The 14,802-nt window shown below is 42.3% G+C and carries 11 protein-coding genes, 1 tRNA gene and 1 pseudogene; 7 read left to right on the forward strand and 6 right to left on the reverse strand.

Annotated elements, in window-relative coordinates; genetic code table 11:
- Positions 1–174: 174 nt before the first annotated feature.
- The 5 genes and pseudogenes from nhaC (at position 175) to JMY01_RS04665 (ending at position 7,035) form a co-directional block, all read left to right on the forward strand.
- Complete coding sequence (nhaC, locus tag JMY01_RS04645) at positions 175–1,638, forward strand: Na+/H+ antiporter NhaC (protein WP_201574463.1); 1,464 nt, start codon at positions 175–177, stop codon at positions 1,636–1,638.
- A 15-nt stretch (positions 1,639–1,653) separates the two neighbouring features.
- The gene (locus JMY01_RS04650; protein ID WP_201574465.1) at positions 1,654–2,940 is read left to right on the forward strand and encodes an FAD-binding oxidoreductase; all 1,287 of its coding nucleotides are present in this window, start codon (positions 1,654–1,656) and stop codon (positions 2,938–2,940) included.
- 135 nt (positions 2,941–3,075) lie between these two features.
- Positions 3,076–4,511 (forward strand): annotated as a pseudogene (locus tag JMY01_RS04655) (FAD-binding oxidoreductase).
- Positions 4,512–4,655: 144 nt separating this feature from the next.
- A complete protein-coding gene (locus JMY01_RS04660) occupies positions 4,656–5,684 on the forward strand; it encodes an ornithine cyclodeaminase family protein (RefSeq protein WP_201574467.1) in 1,029 nt (342 codons plus the stop codon).
- 97 nt (positions 5,685–5,781) lie between these two features.
- Entirely contained in the window at positions 5,782–7,035 is a 1,254-nt protein-coding gene (locus JMY01_RS04665) for an FAD-binding oxidoreductase (protein ID WP_201577203.1), read from the forward strand.
- A 467-nt stretch (positions 7,036–7,502) separates the two neighbouring features.
- Here JMY01_RS04665 and JMY01_RS04670 read toward each other — a convergent pair whose 3' ends face one another.
- The gene (locus JMY01_RS04670; protein WP_201574469.1) at positions 7,503–8,030 is read right to left on the reverse strand and encodes a peroxiredoxin; all 528 of its coding nucleotides are present in this window, start codon (positions 8,028–8,030) and stop codon (positions 7,503–7,505) included.
- A 166-nt stretch (positions 8,031–8,196) separates the two neighbouring features.
- Between JMY01_RS04670 and JMY01_RS04675 the strand changes: the two genes are divergently transcribed.
- Positions 8,197–9,045: an IS630 family transposase gene (locus JMY01_RS04675; protein ID WP_201574471.1), complete on the forward strand. Its 849-nt coding sequence runs from the start codon at positions 8,197–8,199 to the stop codon at positions 9,043–9,045.
- Between the two features lie 200 nt (positions 9,046–9,245).
- On the opposite strand, the gene JMY01_RS04680 is transcribed toward JMY01_RS04675, so the two are convergent.
- From JMY01_RS04680 to JMY01_RS04695, 4 genes are all read right to left on the reverse strand, one after another.
- Entirely contained in the window at positions 9,246–9,563 is a 318-nt protein-coding gene (locus JMY01_RS04680) for a DUF1244 domain-containing protein (protein WP_201574472.1), read from the reverse strand.
- Between the two features lie 108 nt (positions 9,564–9,671).
- Positions 9,672–10,316 (reverse strand): bifunctional 2-polyprenyl-6-hydroxyphenol methylase/3-demethylubiquinol 3-O-methyltransferase UbiG, encoded by a 645-nt coding sequence (locus JMY01_RS04685; RefSeq protein WP_201574474.1) that lies wholly within the window; start codon positions 10,314–10,316, stop codon positions 9,672–9,674.
- Between the two features lie 23 nt (positions 10,317–10,339).
- Positions 10,340–11,413 carry an HNH endonuclease domain-containing protein gene (locus JMY01_RS04690; RefSeq protein ID WP_201574475.1) on the reverse strand — a complete coding sequence of 358 codons (1,074 nt, stop codon included), beginning with the start codon at positions 11,411–11,413 and terminating at the stop codon, positions 10,340–10,342.
- A gap of 287 nt (positions 11,414–11,700) precedes the next feature.
- Positions 11,701–11,775, reverse strand: a tRNA-Gly gene (locus tag JMY01_RS04695).
- Positions 11,776–12,047: 272 nt separating this feature from the next.
- Here JMY01_RS04695 and JMY01_RS04700 point away from each other — a divergent pair.
- Positions 12,048–13,712, forward strand: a complete 1,665-nt coding sequence (locus JMY01_RS04700; protein WP_201574476.1) for an alpha-keto acid decarboxylase family protein — start codon at positions 12,048–12,050, stop codon at positions 13,710–13,712.
- 293 nt (positions 13,713–14,005) lie between these two features.
- On the opposite strand, the gene JMY01_RS04705 is transcribed toward JMY01_RS04700, so the two are convergent.
- Positions 14,006–14,794: an IclR family transcriptional regulator C-terminal domain-containing protein gene (locus JMY01_RS04705; protein WP_201574477.1), complete on the reverse strand. Its 789-nt coding sequence runs from the start codon at positions 14,792–14,794 to the stop codon at positions 14,006–14,008.
- Positions 14,795–14,802 lie beyond the last annotated feature (8 nt).

A 14,802-nucleotide genomic window follows, 5' to 3' on the forward strand; every position in this document is an offset into this window, starting at 1 on the left:
GCACTGAGTGTTTTAGCTTGCTATTTAATCTGTGTTTTTTATATAGATTAACTGAGCATAAATTGTTGGACATAAACTGCCAAGCATACTATGCGTATGCTTGGCAGACTAAGAATTATAAGCAATCAAGGATTGATTGCAATGACCATTGATGATTACTAAGGAAGGTGTAGCATGCTTGAACCAAAACCCCATAACCTTGACCCTGATAAAGATGGTTACGGTCCATCTTCTAACTTCTTACTTGATATTGCCCCTCTAATATTGACTGCCATGATTCTCATGGTGCAGTTTTTCGTATTTAAAGACTTTACCCCTCACACCCCATTAGCTTGTGGCATCTTGATCACTGGCTTGTTTATGAAGATGCGTGGCCGTGATTGGCAGGGTATGGAGGAGCGTTTTTTAAGAGTTATTAAAATAGGCTTGCCAGCGATGATTATTCTAATGGGCGTGGGTATGCTCATTGGTTCATGGATTATCGCAGGGACAGTTCCGACCATTCTGTATTATGGTTTTAGTATATTTTCTCCTTCCTCGTTTTTGGTTTCAGTCTGTATTATTTGTGCCATTATTTCTGTTGCCACTGGCACCTCGTGGGGCACAGTCGGTACCGTAGGGTTGGCAATGATGGGCATTGGAATGGGGCTTGGTATCCCAGCGCACTTTACTGGTGGCGCTATTGTCTCTGGTGCTTTTTTTGGAGACAAAATGTCGCCATTGTCGGATACCACTAACCTGACTCCTGCGGCTGCGGGTGTTGAGCTTTGGGATCATATCAAGGGCATGTTGCCGACTACTGTCCCAGCGATGATTACAGCCTTAGCTATCTATGCTTGGATTGGCATGGGCTATGGCGATGACAATATTGATTTATCTTCTATCCAAGCGCTGAAAACAAACTTAGCTGCTAATTACAACCTGAGTATTATTACCTTATTACCGGCTGCTGTCGTTGTTATTGCTGCTGTCAGAAAAATGCCAGCGATACCGACTGTTTTAAGCGGCGTAGTAGTTGCATCACTGATTGCATTTTTTATGCAAGGTGTTGGGGTTAGTGAAATTTTTCAAGTCTTACAAAATGGCTATGTTAGTGAAACTGGTTTCGACGTTGTTGATCAGCTATTGTCTAAAGGCGGTGTGATGTCAATGACATGGGTCATTACCTTGACCATCTTTGCTCTAGCTTTTGTTGGTTCACTTGAGCATTACGGCACACTGAAGGCCATTATGGCCAAGATTAACCATTTCGTAAAAACGCGTTTAGGGTTGATCTTTACGACGTATGGCAGTGTGCTCAGTGTCGGTACGCTCATCGGTGATGTTTATACAACTTTAGTACTACCAGGTCGTTTACTAAAAGACAAATACAAAGAAATGGGCTATAAGCGCACGACGTTAACACGCTCCATCGAAGACAGTGGTACGCTGTTGTCACCGCTTATCCCATGGAATATGGGTGGTAGCTTTGTCGCCGCCACATTGGGTATAGCAACGTTGACTTATGCACCTTTTGCTTTTGCATGTTGGTTGTCGCCTCTATTTGGCTTGTTATGGGCGTTCCTTGATAAGTTTATACCGCGTGAAGAGCCCATTGTAGAAAAGCTCGACACTAACTCTTCAATTAGTGAAGTGTGATAAAGGGAGTATGAGATGTTGCAAGAGCAGTGTTTATGGAACATGACTGCGCCCCTTATTGATACTTACAGCCAGATGAGTAGTGATACTGAAGCGACTATCTGCATCATAGGTGGAGGTTATACAGGATTATCGGCTGCGATTCATCTGGCCGAAAAAGGCGTCAAAGTTATCTTGCTTGAGAGCCAAACGATCGGTAGTGGCGGTTCAGGTAAAAGCGTCGGGCTAGTCAATGCAGGAACGTGGGCACGCCCTGATGATTTGAATGTTGCTCTAGGCGAAGCAGCAGGTGAGCGTCTGACTGAAGCGCTTGGGCAAGCACCAAGCCTAGTATTTGATTTGATTGAACGCTACAACATTGATGCGCAAGCGACGCGTGCTGGCAATATCCATATGGCACATAATGCCAAAGGCGAAGTCGATGTCGATATCAGATACGAGCAGCTTAGCCGTCGCGGTGCAAATGTTGAGGTATTAACTGGAAGCAAATGCCATGAGTATTGTGGTACCACAAGCATCAATAAGGCACTGCTAGATCACCGTGCTGGCACCATCAATCCATTGGCTTATGTCAGAGGACTTGCCAAAGTAGCGACAGATCTTGGAGTCACTATCTACGAGCATTCAGCTGTTGAAGCACTAGAGAAAGTAGATGGCCATTGGTACACAAGGACTTCCAAAGCCCGTGTAAAGTCTGAGCGCGTCATTATTGCTACCAACGCTTATACCGAAGGCGAATGGACAGAAATTGCCAAGACGTTTTATCTGGTTTATTACTATCAGATTGCGTCTGAGCCGCTCAGTGGAGAGGCGGCAGATCGTATTTTGCCGTATAGAACAGGTGCATGGGACACGCGCTTGGCTTTATCTAGCTTTCGCCGCGATGACGATGATCGCTTATTATTGGGAACGGTCGGTGGTACGCAGCTTAAACCGAAATCCTTTTATCAGTCGTGGGCCAATGCTGTGCAAAAAAGCTATTATCCAGATTTGCCAGCATTTAATTGGCAATATGAGTGGTGTGGTAGCTTTGGTTTTACGCAAGACCATATCTTTCGAGTGATGGAGCCTGATGAAGGCTTACTGACAGCCACGGCTTATAACGGACGCGGTATTACCACAGGCACGCTAATGGGTAAGTGCTTTGCAGAGTATATAATGACGGGCGATAGAGACAGTATTCCCTTACCCTTTAAGACTTTAGAGGAGGCGAAAGTCTCTTTTGGAGGAATTAAATCTGGATTTACTGAGCTTGGTCTGACCTTATACCATGCTGGTCAATGTCTCAAAATTATCAGATAGTGTAAACAGTGTAATCAGATAATTTAACCCTCCATTTGATAACAAGCCGCATATATTATTACTGATATAAAAACCAATATGGTCATATTAAGTAATAGTTAGGCTTGTTTTTTTCTTTATTCATTATGCTAAGGGATGTATTCAGTGAATGATCTTATCAAACCCTTACAAGTATCTATCGATACAGTTTTGCATACGCTGCAACAGACTCATCAACTTGACCCCAGCCAAATCAAAACTGATGCTGAGAGCCTAGAGCACTGGGGCAAAGACTGGACCAAGCACTTCGCACCCGCACCTGCTGCCATCGTCTTTCCAAAGACCACCGAGCAAGTACAAGCCCTCGTCTTGCTTGCCAATGAGCACAACATCGTATTGACCCCAAGTGGCGGCCGTACGGGTCTCTCTGCAGGCGCAGTCGCGTCTAACGGTGAGATTGTCGTCAGCATGGACAAAATGAACCGTATCGGACAGTTCTATCCTGCTGATCGCATGGTTGAGATTGAAGCCGGCGTCATCACCCAGCAGCTGCAAGAGTTCGCCGAGTCAAAAGACCTCTATTACCCTGTCGACTTTGCTTCTGCTGGCTCTAGTCAAATGGGCGGTAATATCGGTACCAATGCGGGCGGCATCAAAGTCATACGCTATGGCATGACCCGTCAATGGATCATGGGTCTGACTGTCGTTACTGGTAAAGGTGATATCTTGCATCTGAATCGCGGTATGATTAAGAACGCCACTGGTTACGACTTACGTCAATTGTTTATCGGTTCTGAGGGCACGCTTGGACTCGTCACTCACGCGCAAATAAAGCTTGAGCGTCAGCCCCAAGACTTAAACGTCATGGTGCTGGGTATGGATAACTTTAGTGATGTCATGAATGTGCTATCAGCCTTTCAAGCGCAGATTGATTTGACCGCTTTTGAATTCTTTGATGACGTGGCAGTGGATAAGCTGATGGCGCATGGTCAAGTTCAAGAGCCGTTTGAATCACGCACCAAGTTTTATACCTTACTAGAGTTTGAAGACCGTATGAGCCCATCATGGATAAAGCCATGGCCATCTTTGAACATTGTATGGAGCAAGGCTGGGTGGTCGATGGGGTAATGAGTCAGAGTCTGACGCAAGCTGAAGAGCTGTGGAAGCTACGTGAGTATATCTCTGAGACCATCTCAGTCTTTACCCCGTACAAAAACGATGTATCAGTACTGATAAGCCATGTACCTGACTTTATCGATGAGATTGACCACATTGTCAGTAGCAACTATCCTGACTTTGAGGTGTGCTGGTTCGGTCATATTGGCGATGGCAACTTGCATCTGAATATCTTAAAGCCTGAAACTTTAAGCAAGGATGACTTTTTTGCCGCTTGTCAGGTAGTGAATAAACAGGTGTTTGAAACGGTACAAAAGTACGGCGGTTCCGTGTCTGCTGAGCATGGCGTTGGTATGACTAAAAAGCCGTATCTGCATTATAGCCGCAGTGAAACTGAGATTGAGTATTTACGAGAGGTCAAAAAGGTGTTTGATCCGAATAATATTATGAATCGTGGCAAGATTTTTGATATGTAATAAAAAGGATTATGTATTCAATATGCTTGGTTTTTAAGGGTTATGCCGTCTTGTACTCAGCTTTGGTTGATTGATGACTAGATCTTTATACTTCAGCTTTATCGCACCGTAATAGTAAAATGACAGGGAACTTTAGGGGTAATTATGCAGATTTTAGATATTAATACCATAAAAAAACAGCTTACGATGCCAATGGCAATCCGTGCTATTGAGGATTTACTCAAAACTCAAGGCGATCATCCAACATGGATTAAAACACCTGAGCGCCTAGTTATTCCTACTTTTGAAGACAGCAATAAGAATACATCAGGCTCGCATTTATCAATGCCTTCAGTAGTGTTCGACGGTGATAACGAGTATGCAGTAGTGAAGCTGGTTACTATCTGTCCAGACAACCCCAAGCGCAATAAGCCAACAACCATGGCAACAATCACTGTATCAGATAATAAGACAGGAGAGATGCTCGCATTTTTGGATGGGGTATATATCACCCAAGTACGAACAGCAGCACTATCTGGGATAGCTACTAAGTATCTAGCGAACCTAGCCAGTAGTGTAGTGACTGTAATAGGAACGGGAGGGATGGCGTATGAGCAGCTCAATGCCATACTCACTGTACGTCCAAATATCAAACAGGTTAACCTATGGAATAGAACCACTGAGACGGCACATGAGTTTCATGAGAAATTTAAACAAGAGTACCCACAGTGGCAAGTTGACTTTGAGGTCTATGAAAATATCGAGCGTGCTATCAGAGACGCAGATATTATTAATCTTGCTACAAGAGCAACCGAAGGATTGTTCGAAGCCGCGCAAATAAAGCCAGATGCTCACATTAATGCGGTTGGCGCTTATCAACCCACCATGAAGGAAGTTAGCAACTCTGTTATAGAGGCCAGCACCTCTGTCATTATCGATGATGCTGAAGGTGGCTTACACGAGGCGGGGGACTTGATACAAGCTCATGATGATATTAACAGTACTTGGACATGGGATCAGCTAACGGGCACGTTGAATGATTTGGTGAATAAGAAGGTTAGTATCGATTTAAGTCAAGATAAGGGCATTACGTTGTTTAAGTCAGTTGGAGCAGCAAGCTTTGATGCAGCAGTTGCCTTAAAGGTTGCGCAAACAGCGCAGAAAGAAGGTTTGGGTCGGTTTGTTGAGCTGTAAAGATTCACTCATAATCAGTTGATTGATCTTAAGGCAGACCTTTTTAAAGCGGTGAAGCTAGATTAATAAAATCAGCTTGTTATCTGAGAGTATGAGTATGCGCTATGATGTGATTGTTATCGGTGCAGGCATAGTGGGTACCTCTATAGCCTGGCACCTACAACAGAATAACTCTCAAGTTCTTCTGTTAGATAAAAAACCACCCGGAGAAGAAACCTCATATGGTAATGCAGGTATCATCACTAGAGAAGCGGTAAATACCAAACCCTTTCCTAGAAGTTTTAAAGAAATATTCAGAGTATTACCGAATAAAAGTACGGATATTCGCTATCGCTGGTCGGCTATATATGGTCTTCAGCGTCCTCTATTGCAGTACTGGGCGAACTCTAGTATAAAAAAGGTCGAGGCAATCGATAAAGAGTGGGCTACTCTTATTGAGCACTGCACCAATGAGCATGATTCTATGATTAGAGCCTCAGGTGCTAATGAGCTGGTCAGTAAAGTAGGCTGGATTGAGCTTCATCGTAAATCCAGCAGTTTTGAAAAAGCCATCAGTAAAGCACCAAAAGCGGCCGATCAAGGAGTAGAGTATCAAGTGCTATCGCTAGCAGATTTAAAAGAATTAGAGCCAAATGTAAACTTTACCGACTATATCGGCGGCATCCACTGGAAAAATTCTTGGCAAGTGAAAGATCCTGGTGGGCTTGTAAAAGCATATGTAAAAAGCTTTGAAGAAATGGCGGGAGATATAAAGCAGTCAAGCGTAAAAGACATAATACAGACAGAGAGTGGTTGGCAAGTTGTGACCGAGGATCAAAGTTACTCATGTCAGGATGTCGTTGTTGCAGCAGGCCCATGGTCAGCTGATTTAATCAAGCCGCTGGGCTACAATATTCCTTTGTTTCCTATGCGTGGCTATCATCAACATTTTGAAATAACGGAGAAAAACTCATTTTCTCATAGCTTGTTTGATGTAGAGAAAGGCTTTGTGATGGGTACTATGGAGCAGGGTATCAGAGTTACTACTGGGGCAGAAATGGCAACACTGGATGCGCCAAAAAACTTCGAGCAGATAAAAACAGTACTTACTTATGCAAAAAAAGTTATACCGCTTGAAACGGCTGTAGAGTCTGAAGCATGGTGTGGTACCAGACCTTGTATGCCTGATATGAAGCCCGTTATTGGTCCTGCATCACAACACGATAACTTATGGTTTGCTTTTGGTCATGCTCATCAAGGTCTGACACTCGGACCTGTAACAGGGCGCCTCATTGAAGAGATGATTCATGGTAAGCCCTTGTTTATTGATGCACAACCCTTTAGTAGTAAGCGCTTTGATCCTGAGTATTAATACCAAACCCAAAAAGTGCGATTAACGTTGTCAAACTTGCTAAGCCTACTGGGAGTAGTACTTGCATAAGTTTTCCGCGCTACTCTCATTTTTGGAAATGGTATAAGTAAAATTTTAGGGCTATCCTAAATAATCTTACTTATCTAGGATAGCCCCTAGTTTTTATTAGTATGCTTAAGTCTTTAAAAAGCCGCTAAATTATCGGCAATGTTTACTTTCTATCTCACTCTTTTAGTAGTGCCTTTTATGGTTTGCTCTACGTATAGATCAGGGAGTGCGGGCAACTACTGTGACTCTTTATCACTGTTGTTTTTGGCAGCTTCAAGCTCGTTAAAGCGCGCTAATTGTTCTGGTAAAAGCTGCGTAGCCCTTATATCTAAGGACTACGCAGCTTGGCAGTTCGATAGTAGTAGAGCATCTATCGACGCCTGATAACACTTGATAACAACAGTCAAGCGTCAATGTGGTTAAGCATTACTTTTCAAATACTCTAACATGGTGTCTGCATCTGATACTTCAAAGGGGTCTATTGGGCAGTTGTCGCCAAAATAAGGTTCCTTAAACACTTTTTTGATGGCTTTATTGTCGACATACATCGAATAACGCCATGAGCGCATACCAAAGCCAAGATTACTCTTATCAACAAGCATACCCATTTTACGGGTGAACTCACCATTGCCATCAGGAAGCAAAAAAACATTTTCACGGTTTTGCTTTAGGCCCCATTGGTACATGACGAACGCATCATTGACAGAAACGCAAACTATTTCATCTACGCCTAATGCCTTAAACTCATGGTAAAGCTCTTCGTAGCGAGGTAGGTGGCTGGTCGAACAAGTTGGCGTAAAGGCACCTGGTAGTGAGAACACGACCACTTTTTTATTGGCAAATAACTCATCCGTGGTTAGGTTATACCATGTGAATGGGTTGTCTCCTCCGATAGATTCATCACGAACACGAGTTTTAAAAGTTACATCAGGTACATGGGTAATCATTATTTACTCCGATTTAGGTTATTGTCTTTTTGTTTTCAAAATACTGCGTATATATAGTAATAGCTAGAAATCCATAAGCAAATCTTTAAGCTGATATTCACTATAGTCAATCCCACCTAAAAGTGTTATAAACTAACTATCAAATTCAATTGTTATTATAAAGACCATGACTTACTCACTAGATTTTCGCAAACAAGTACTAAAAAGCTTAGACGAGGGTATGACCTTTGCCGAGGCAGCTAAATTCTATAACCTCAGCCCAACCACCATACAAAACTGGAAGAGACGTGTTCATAGCAAAACAACCAGGCAAACCAAACCCTATAAAATACCAGATGATGTGCTACTTAATGATGTTCAAGAACATCCCGATGATTACCAGTATGAGCGAGCTCGTCGTCTAAACTGTAGTAAAACAGGCATTTATCATGCCCTAAAGCGACTTGGCATCAGTCAAAAAAAGACCTTAGAACACCCAAAAGCCTGTCCGATCAAAAGAGCGATATACCACAGTAAGCTTGATAACTTTAAACAACAAGGCTATCCCATCGTCTATATGGATGAAAGCGGCTTTGAGCACGAGACCATTCGCTCTCATGGTTATGCACCGATTGGTAAACCCTGTATCGATAGTTACAACTGGCAAGGTAAAAAGCGAACCAACGTTATCGGTGCTCTATATGAAAAGATGCTGTTTGCCCTAGATTACTTTAAGCACAACATTAACAGCAGCATATTCTACGACTGGTGCAAACACAAGCTAATCCCAAGTCTTAAAACCAAATGCGTGATTGTCATGGATAATGCCAGATTTCATAAGAATAAACGCATTCAAAAGCTACTGAACAGGCACGGTCATCGTATTCTTTGGCTACCGCCGTACAGCCCTGATCTGAACCCTATCGAGAAAAAATGGGCTCAGGTAAAGTTTCTACGCCAAGGCTGGTTGGAAAATGACTTATCCAAGTTGTTTTATGATGTTTGTCCTAACCATAACAATTTTATTTTGAACTGACTATATATAAGCTATCAAAATATATGACTTTTTTTAGATCTTACAAGCAAATAGCTACTATCAGTAAAGACTTTTGTATAGATAGCCTTCATCTTGACGAGATAATATTTAGCGGCAATGTTTACTTTCTATTTCATTCTTTTAGTAGTACCTTTTATGGTTTGCTACAAACGTAGCTCATGGAGTTTGGGCAACGCTTGTTACTCTTTATCACTCTTGTTCTTGGCAGCTTCAATCTCATTAAAGCGCGCTAATTGCTCTGGTGTGGCTTTTTGTTGATACTTCTCTTTCCACTCAGAGTAGGGCATGCCATAAACGAGCTCACGCGCATCTTCATAATCAATGTCAATACCACGTTCTTCACCAGCGGCTTTATACCATTTGGATAAACAGTTACGACAAAAGCCGGCAAGGTTCATCATGTCAATGTTTTGTGCATCTTTACGCTCGTCTAAGTGAGCTAATAAGCGACGAAATGCTGCGGCTTCTAATTCGATGTTTGATTCTAATTTTGCCATAAGGTTTTTCCTAATTGTTAATGTGTATTTGAGTGTGTTTGTTTTTACACAGGGTGCTTTAGAGATAATGATAAGCTGTTATTCTATTGCTTACTGATTATCTGTCTCCTAAAGCCCTTTATTTTTAATGATAATATTATACCACTCTTCATTTCTATCTGCTCTTCGGTCAGTGGTGAGCCAAGTTTTATCTTTGAATTCAGCAGTAATTTTTTGTTTTAGAGCTTCCCAACGCTCTTCATTCATATCGCAAAAAAAGCGACCATCTTTCACGCGCTCACTATCACCGTATTTAAATGATGCATAAAAAACTCCATCGTCTGTAAGCATGTGTAGTAATCCATCTATTAATTCAGGCAACTCATCATAAGCCACATGAAGCAATGAAGCGCATGCCCAGATAGCGGTAAATTGACGTTGCCAGTCTTTTTGGACAATGTCTTGAAAAGTAGCGCAATGCCACTCAATCGCATTTTGATGGTTCATGCCTTGTTGAGCAGCTGCTTTTGCAAGATCAATTAATGCAGCGCTATTATCAATAGCGGTAACATTGAAGCCTAAATTGGCAAAATGCATACTGTCACGACCTGAACCGCAGCCTAAATCAAGTATTTTTTGTTGGCTTGGTGGTCTAACAGGCAGATTATCTATAAAGGGTTGATATAGCAGATGCATATCAACATTGATGGTTTGCTCAATGAATGAGTGTGCATTGCTATTATAAAAGGCTAGGGTATTCGATTGATCTATCATGGGCTATATATCGCTGGTCATTGTTAGAAGAGACTACTGCCTTGTTGTTTAGGGTGCCAAACATGAATCAAATGCTCTTTTGAGAAGTTAAAAGACTTCTGCAAAAACTGTTGACGTGTCTTTTCATTCCTACCCGTTTGATTGATTAAGGTTTCGCGTAGTGGGTGATGACTGCCAATCAAATATTCGTTGCGTGTATGCAGTCTTTTCAATAACTCAATATTAGGTACTTGAGCAGATTTACCTTCGATACCACGGTTGCAATCAGAGCAAGCAAGTACTAGATTCCAAACGCCATCGACGTTAACGGGACGACAGCAACCAGCGGTTGCTACTTGGGGCTTTAGAGTATGGGGAAAGAAGTGGTCGACGTCTGCTAGCATCAGGTCATTAGGGGCAATGCTGATTTCTTTAAAACAGTAAAAGCAGCGGCTCTTTTGATACCCATTTAGGGCACCTCTTGAGCTAGTAATGTCAATGCGACGATGTTTAGTGTCTTGAGTAAATAGCCGCTTGGTATCTTGGTCAAATTCGACTGCAATTAGATTTTTATTTAAATTAAGTTCCCATGCTTTTTCTACCAAATTCCAACGTGATTCTGTCTCGAAATTCAAATTTTCTGCCGAGTGATCAAACACATAGAATAATTTAAATAAGTTATCTGTTAGACGTATACCTTTATTATGCTTGCGCTCGTCAATAAAAAATGTTTCATCAACCACATCATAAAAGCGCTCATGCACAGCTTTGGTATTGACCACATGAAAAGCGTCCAAAACGTACTTAAATCCTTCTTTATTCGTAATGTTAAGGAGTTCGTCTTCGCTAATCTGTTGATGGTTGAATTGAATGCAAGCATTGATAAACTTACCACTACCAAAAGTGCTTTGTTTAGGACTGTGTTTTAGATGTTCACACAGATGCATGGCGTAGGGCAGTGCCAAATCTTCTAATGAAATTAAATCAGAATCTCTCTCTAAACTAACGTCTATCAGAGCTTTGGCAAGCGCAAATTTATAAGAAGCCGTATTTCTACCAAACAAAATAATCGCTCGCCAATAATTCTCTAGCGTGGGTTCAACGTCTATAAAGTTCATGAATGGCTCAATCTGTCGTTAATTAGAATGGACTGTAGTGATAGTCGACTCTAATAGTACTATAACTTTAACGGTTGAAACGAGAATTAGGTCTAAGAAGTAGGGCACGAAATGGTCACGTTTTGGTCACGGTGCTGATTTTTAAGCTTTTAACATATTAAATAAACTTAATAGTTGGACTGATTATCTAATACTAAAAATCGCTACAACCCACGAAAATTGAACAAAAAAAAGCCTCACCGCTCTTGTATGAGTAGTGAGGCTTTTGTGCTTTATCAAAGCAAATTTGGAGCGGGATAAGAGATTCGAACTCTCGACCCCAACCTTGGCAAGGTTGTGCTCTACCACTGAGCTAATCCCGCTGAATCATCAAGTTATTTGTTAGCTACGTAACATCAGATGATGAAGGCGTATTATACGCATTTTTTTTGAACTGTCAACACCCATCACGAAAAAAAGTAAAAGTTAGCAAAATAGGCATATTATCTGGCTACGAATATATGTTATAACAGTTTTTTATAATATGTATTCCAAAAGCTTTGTAAAAAATAAATGAGCAGGTATGCACTTTATAATTAGCCCCAATCAAATTCACAATCAATAATACTTATAATGATAAGTCAAAGGATGAAAAATGACTCAACAATATACCATCGCTGATTATTTATTCGATCGCATCGCCGAGGCGGGTGCGACTGAGATATTTGGTGTGCCTGGTGATTTTAACTTAACGTTTTTAGACAATGTTATCGCCTCTGATAAGTTGCGCTGGGTGGGTAATACCAATGAGCTAAATGCTGGCTACGCTGCCGATGGTTACGCACGTGAGCGTGGGTTTGCTGCCATGGTGACGACCTTTGGTGTGGGCGAGCTATCAGCGATTAATGCCACGGCAGGCTCTTTTGCCGAGTACGCGCCAGTATTGCATATCGTCGGTGCACCCAGCACAGCGCTACAAGATTCAAAGCGCCGCATCCACCATACGCTTGGTGATGGCGTGTTTAACCACTTTATAAAAATGGTTGAGCCGGTCACTGTGGCGCGTGCCAAAATTACACCAGAAAATGCTGCCTCAGAGATTGATCGAGTCATTCGCTTAATACTCAAAAAGCATCGTCCAGGCTATTTGTTACTACCACCAGATGTGGCAAAAACGCCTATTTACCCACCGACGACCAAGCTTGATGACAGTCAAGAAGATATCACCAGTCAAGCAGCTTTGACAGACTTTAAACAAGCGTTGATAGAGTTTTTACCGAACAAAACTACCACGCTTATGGCAGATTTGATGGTGCATCGTTTAGGACTGCAAAATCAGCTCAAAGCCCTCATTGCTGACACCGACATTCCTTACACCACGCTGTCATGGGGTAAGACACTCCTTGATGAGAACAGCGAGCGCTGGGCTGGTACCTACGCTGGTGTAGCTTCGCGTCCAGTCGTCAAAGATGCTGTTGAAAACTGCGAATGTTTGATAAAAGTTGGTGTGCATTATACCGATACCACCACGGCAGGCTTTAGCCAAGACATCAATGAAGAGGTGGTGGTTGATTTACATTATGAGCGTGCATCTATCAGCGGTCGAAACTTTGCTCCGATTTCGCTAAAGGACTCTTTGCAAGCATTGCATGAAGTCATGACGTCGGGTATTGAAATTGTACCCAAGCAGTTCTGTAAAGAGATGAAGCCGCACGAGCAAAACGGTAAAGACGATGAGCCGATTCGTCAAGACGACCTCTGGCACATCATTGCCGATCACTTAAATCATAATAACGTGGTGTTTTCTGATCAAGGTACGGCTTACTTTGGTATCAGTGATGTGCGTCTGCCAGAAGGGGTGACCTCTTATGGGCAGCCGATGTGGGGATCTATTGGTTATACGTTGCCAGCAAGTTTGGGCGCTGCCATTGCCTCGCCGAACAAGCGTAGTGTGTTATTAATTGGGGATGGTTCAGCCTTACTCACGGTACAAGAGATCGCAGTGATGATTAAAGAGCGCATTAACCCTGTGATTGTATTGGTCAATAATGATGGTTATACGGTTGAGAGAGCCATTCATGGTGAAAACCAACCCTATAATGACATCCCTAAATGCGACTGGCAGGTAATGCCAAAAGCCTTTGGTGCCACTGAAGAAAATAGCTTAATTCTCAAAGCAGAAACGCCTGGTGAGTTGAAAGCTGCTCTTGAGCAGGCCGCTGCAACGACAGACAAGCTAGTGATGTTAGAAGTAATTGCAGATAAGCATGATATCCCGCCACTACTGGCAGATATCAGTGCGGCGCTTAAGCCATCATAAGTAGTCTAATAACTGTGTTAGATCACTGAGTATGTAGAAAATAAAAGCTCTATTCAGCAGTATGCTGAGTAGGGCTTTTTTATGTCTGATGACGCTTACTTTTTATTGTCAGCTATTGTGCTCTAGGCGTTGATTATTATGATAAATTAAGCGATTAACAGGTGGTCGACATGGTTTTGTATTCATAAGTCCACAGTATGCTTAACTATTTAACTAGCTAGTAGTTAGGTAGGTTGATTTTTAACCTGCGCTTAAATCTTGCATTTAAACAAAATTTTTTGCTTAAACTGCCCTTAAACATAGTAGGTTTGGATTTGTGCCGCGCAATCCCGTAATATGGGCAAAAACTGCTCCATTAGAGCGTCATGAGAAATACGTGAGGCGTTAGTGCTAATATTAATGGCACCAATGAGTTCCTTGTTTGCCTTATAGACGGGAAGTGCTAGAGACAGTAAGCCCGTATCCAGCTCTTGATCTACGACCGCATATTGCTTCTCTGCTGCTTGTTGTAGAACTTGCAGAAACTGATTGCGGTCGGTAATGCTGTGGGGGGTGTGTGAAACCAATTCAACGCTATCGACATAGCTTTCAAGCTGTTCATTAGGCAGGTTGGCAAGAATAGCACGGCCCATCGAGGTATAGGCAGCAGTAAGCCTTGTGCCAACTGAGATGCTGATAGACAATAAGCGATGTTTGGCGGCAGAGCGGGCGATATAAACCACATCATCGCCATCCAATACCGCAAAAGAACAAGACTCTCCTGTCTGCTCAGTCACGCGCTCAAGATAAAACTGAATAATATCATGATGATGTACGCCGCCCAAATAGCTGGCACCAATACTTAACGTCTTCGGTGTCAAGCTGAATTGGCGCTTGTCTTTATGCACGTAACCAAGCGCGTGCAAGGTTAATAGATAGCGTCGGGCTTTTGCTCTGTCTATATTGGCACGTTCGGCGACTTCGCTCAGTGTCATGCTAGAGTGGCTTTCATCAAAAGTCAGTAATACGTTTAGACCTGCTGCAAGAGAGGCCACAAAGTCTGGACTATCGAAGGGTATTTTCTTATCTTGTTCTTTATGCATGATGTTTA

It is taken from the genome of Psychrobacter sp. H8-1 (assembly GCF_904846575.1).
Lineage (GTDB): Bacteria > Pseudomonadota > Gammaproteobacteria > Pseudomonadales > Moraxellaceae > Psychrobacter > Psychrobacter fulvigenes.

Bases quoted from the DNA above. Each gene is read 5' to 3' on its own strand.
- nhaC (WP_201574463.1), top strand. From the start codon at position 175: ATGCTTGAACCAAAACCCCATAACCTTGACCCTGATAAAGATGGTTAC.
- JMY01_RS04650 (WP_201574465.1), top strand. From the start codon at position 1,654: ATGTTGCAAGAGCAGTGTTTATGGAACATGACTGCGCCCCTTATTGAT.
- JMY01_RS04660 (WP_201574467.1), top strand. From the start codon at position 4,656: ATGCAGATTTTAGATATTAATACCATAAAAAAACAGCTTACGATGCCA.
- JMY01_RS04665 (WP_201577203.1), top strand. From the start codon at position 5,782: ATGCGCTATGATGTGATTGTTATCGGTGCAGGCATAGTGGGTACCTCT.
- JMY01_RS04670 (WP_201574469.1), bottom strand. From the start codon at position 8,030: ATGATTACCCATGTACCTGATGTAACTTTTAAAACTCGTGTTCGTGAT.
- JMY01_RS04675 (WP_201574471.1), top strand. From the start codon at position 8,197: ATGACTTACTCACTAGATTTTCGCAAACAAGTACTAAAAAGCTTAGAC.
- JMY01_RS04680 (WP_201574472.1), bottom strand. From the start codon at position 9,563: ATGGCAAAATTAGAATCAAACATCGAATTAGAAGCCGCAGCATTTCGT.
- JMY01_RS04685 (WP_201574474.1), bottom strand. From the start codon at position 10,316: ATGATAGATCAATCGAATACCCTAGCCTTTTATAATAGCAATGCACAC.
- JMY01_RS04690 (WP_201574475.1), bottom strand. From the start codon at position 11,413: ATGAACTTTATAGACGTTGAACCCACGCTAGAGAATTATTGGCGAGCG.
- JMY01_RS04700 (WP_201574476.1), top strand. From the start codon at position 12,048: ATGACTCAACAATATACCATCGCTGATTATTTATTCGATCGCATCGCC.
- JMY01_RS04705 (WP_201574477.1), bottom strand. From the start codon at position 14,794: ATGCATAAAGAACAAGATAAGAAAATACCCTTCGATAGTCCAGACTTT.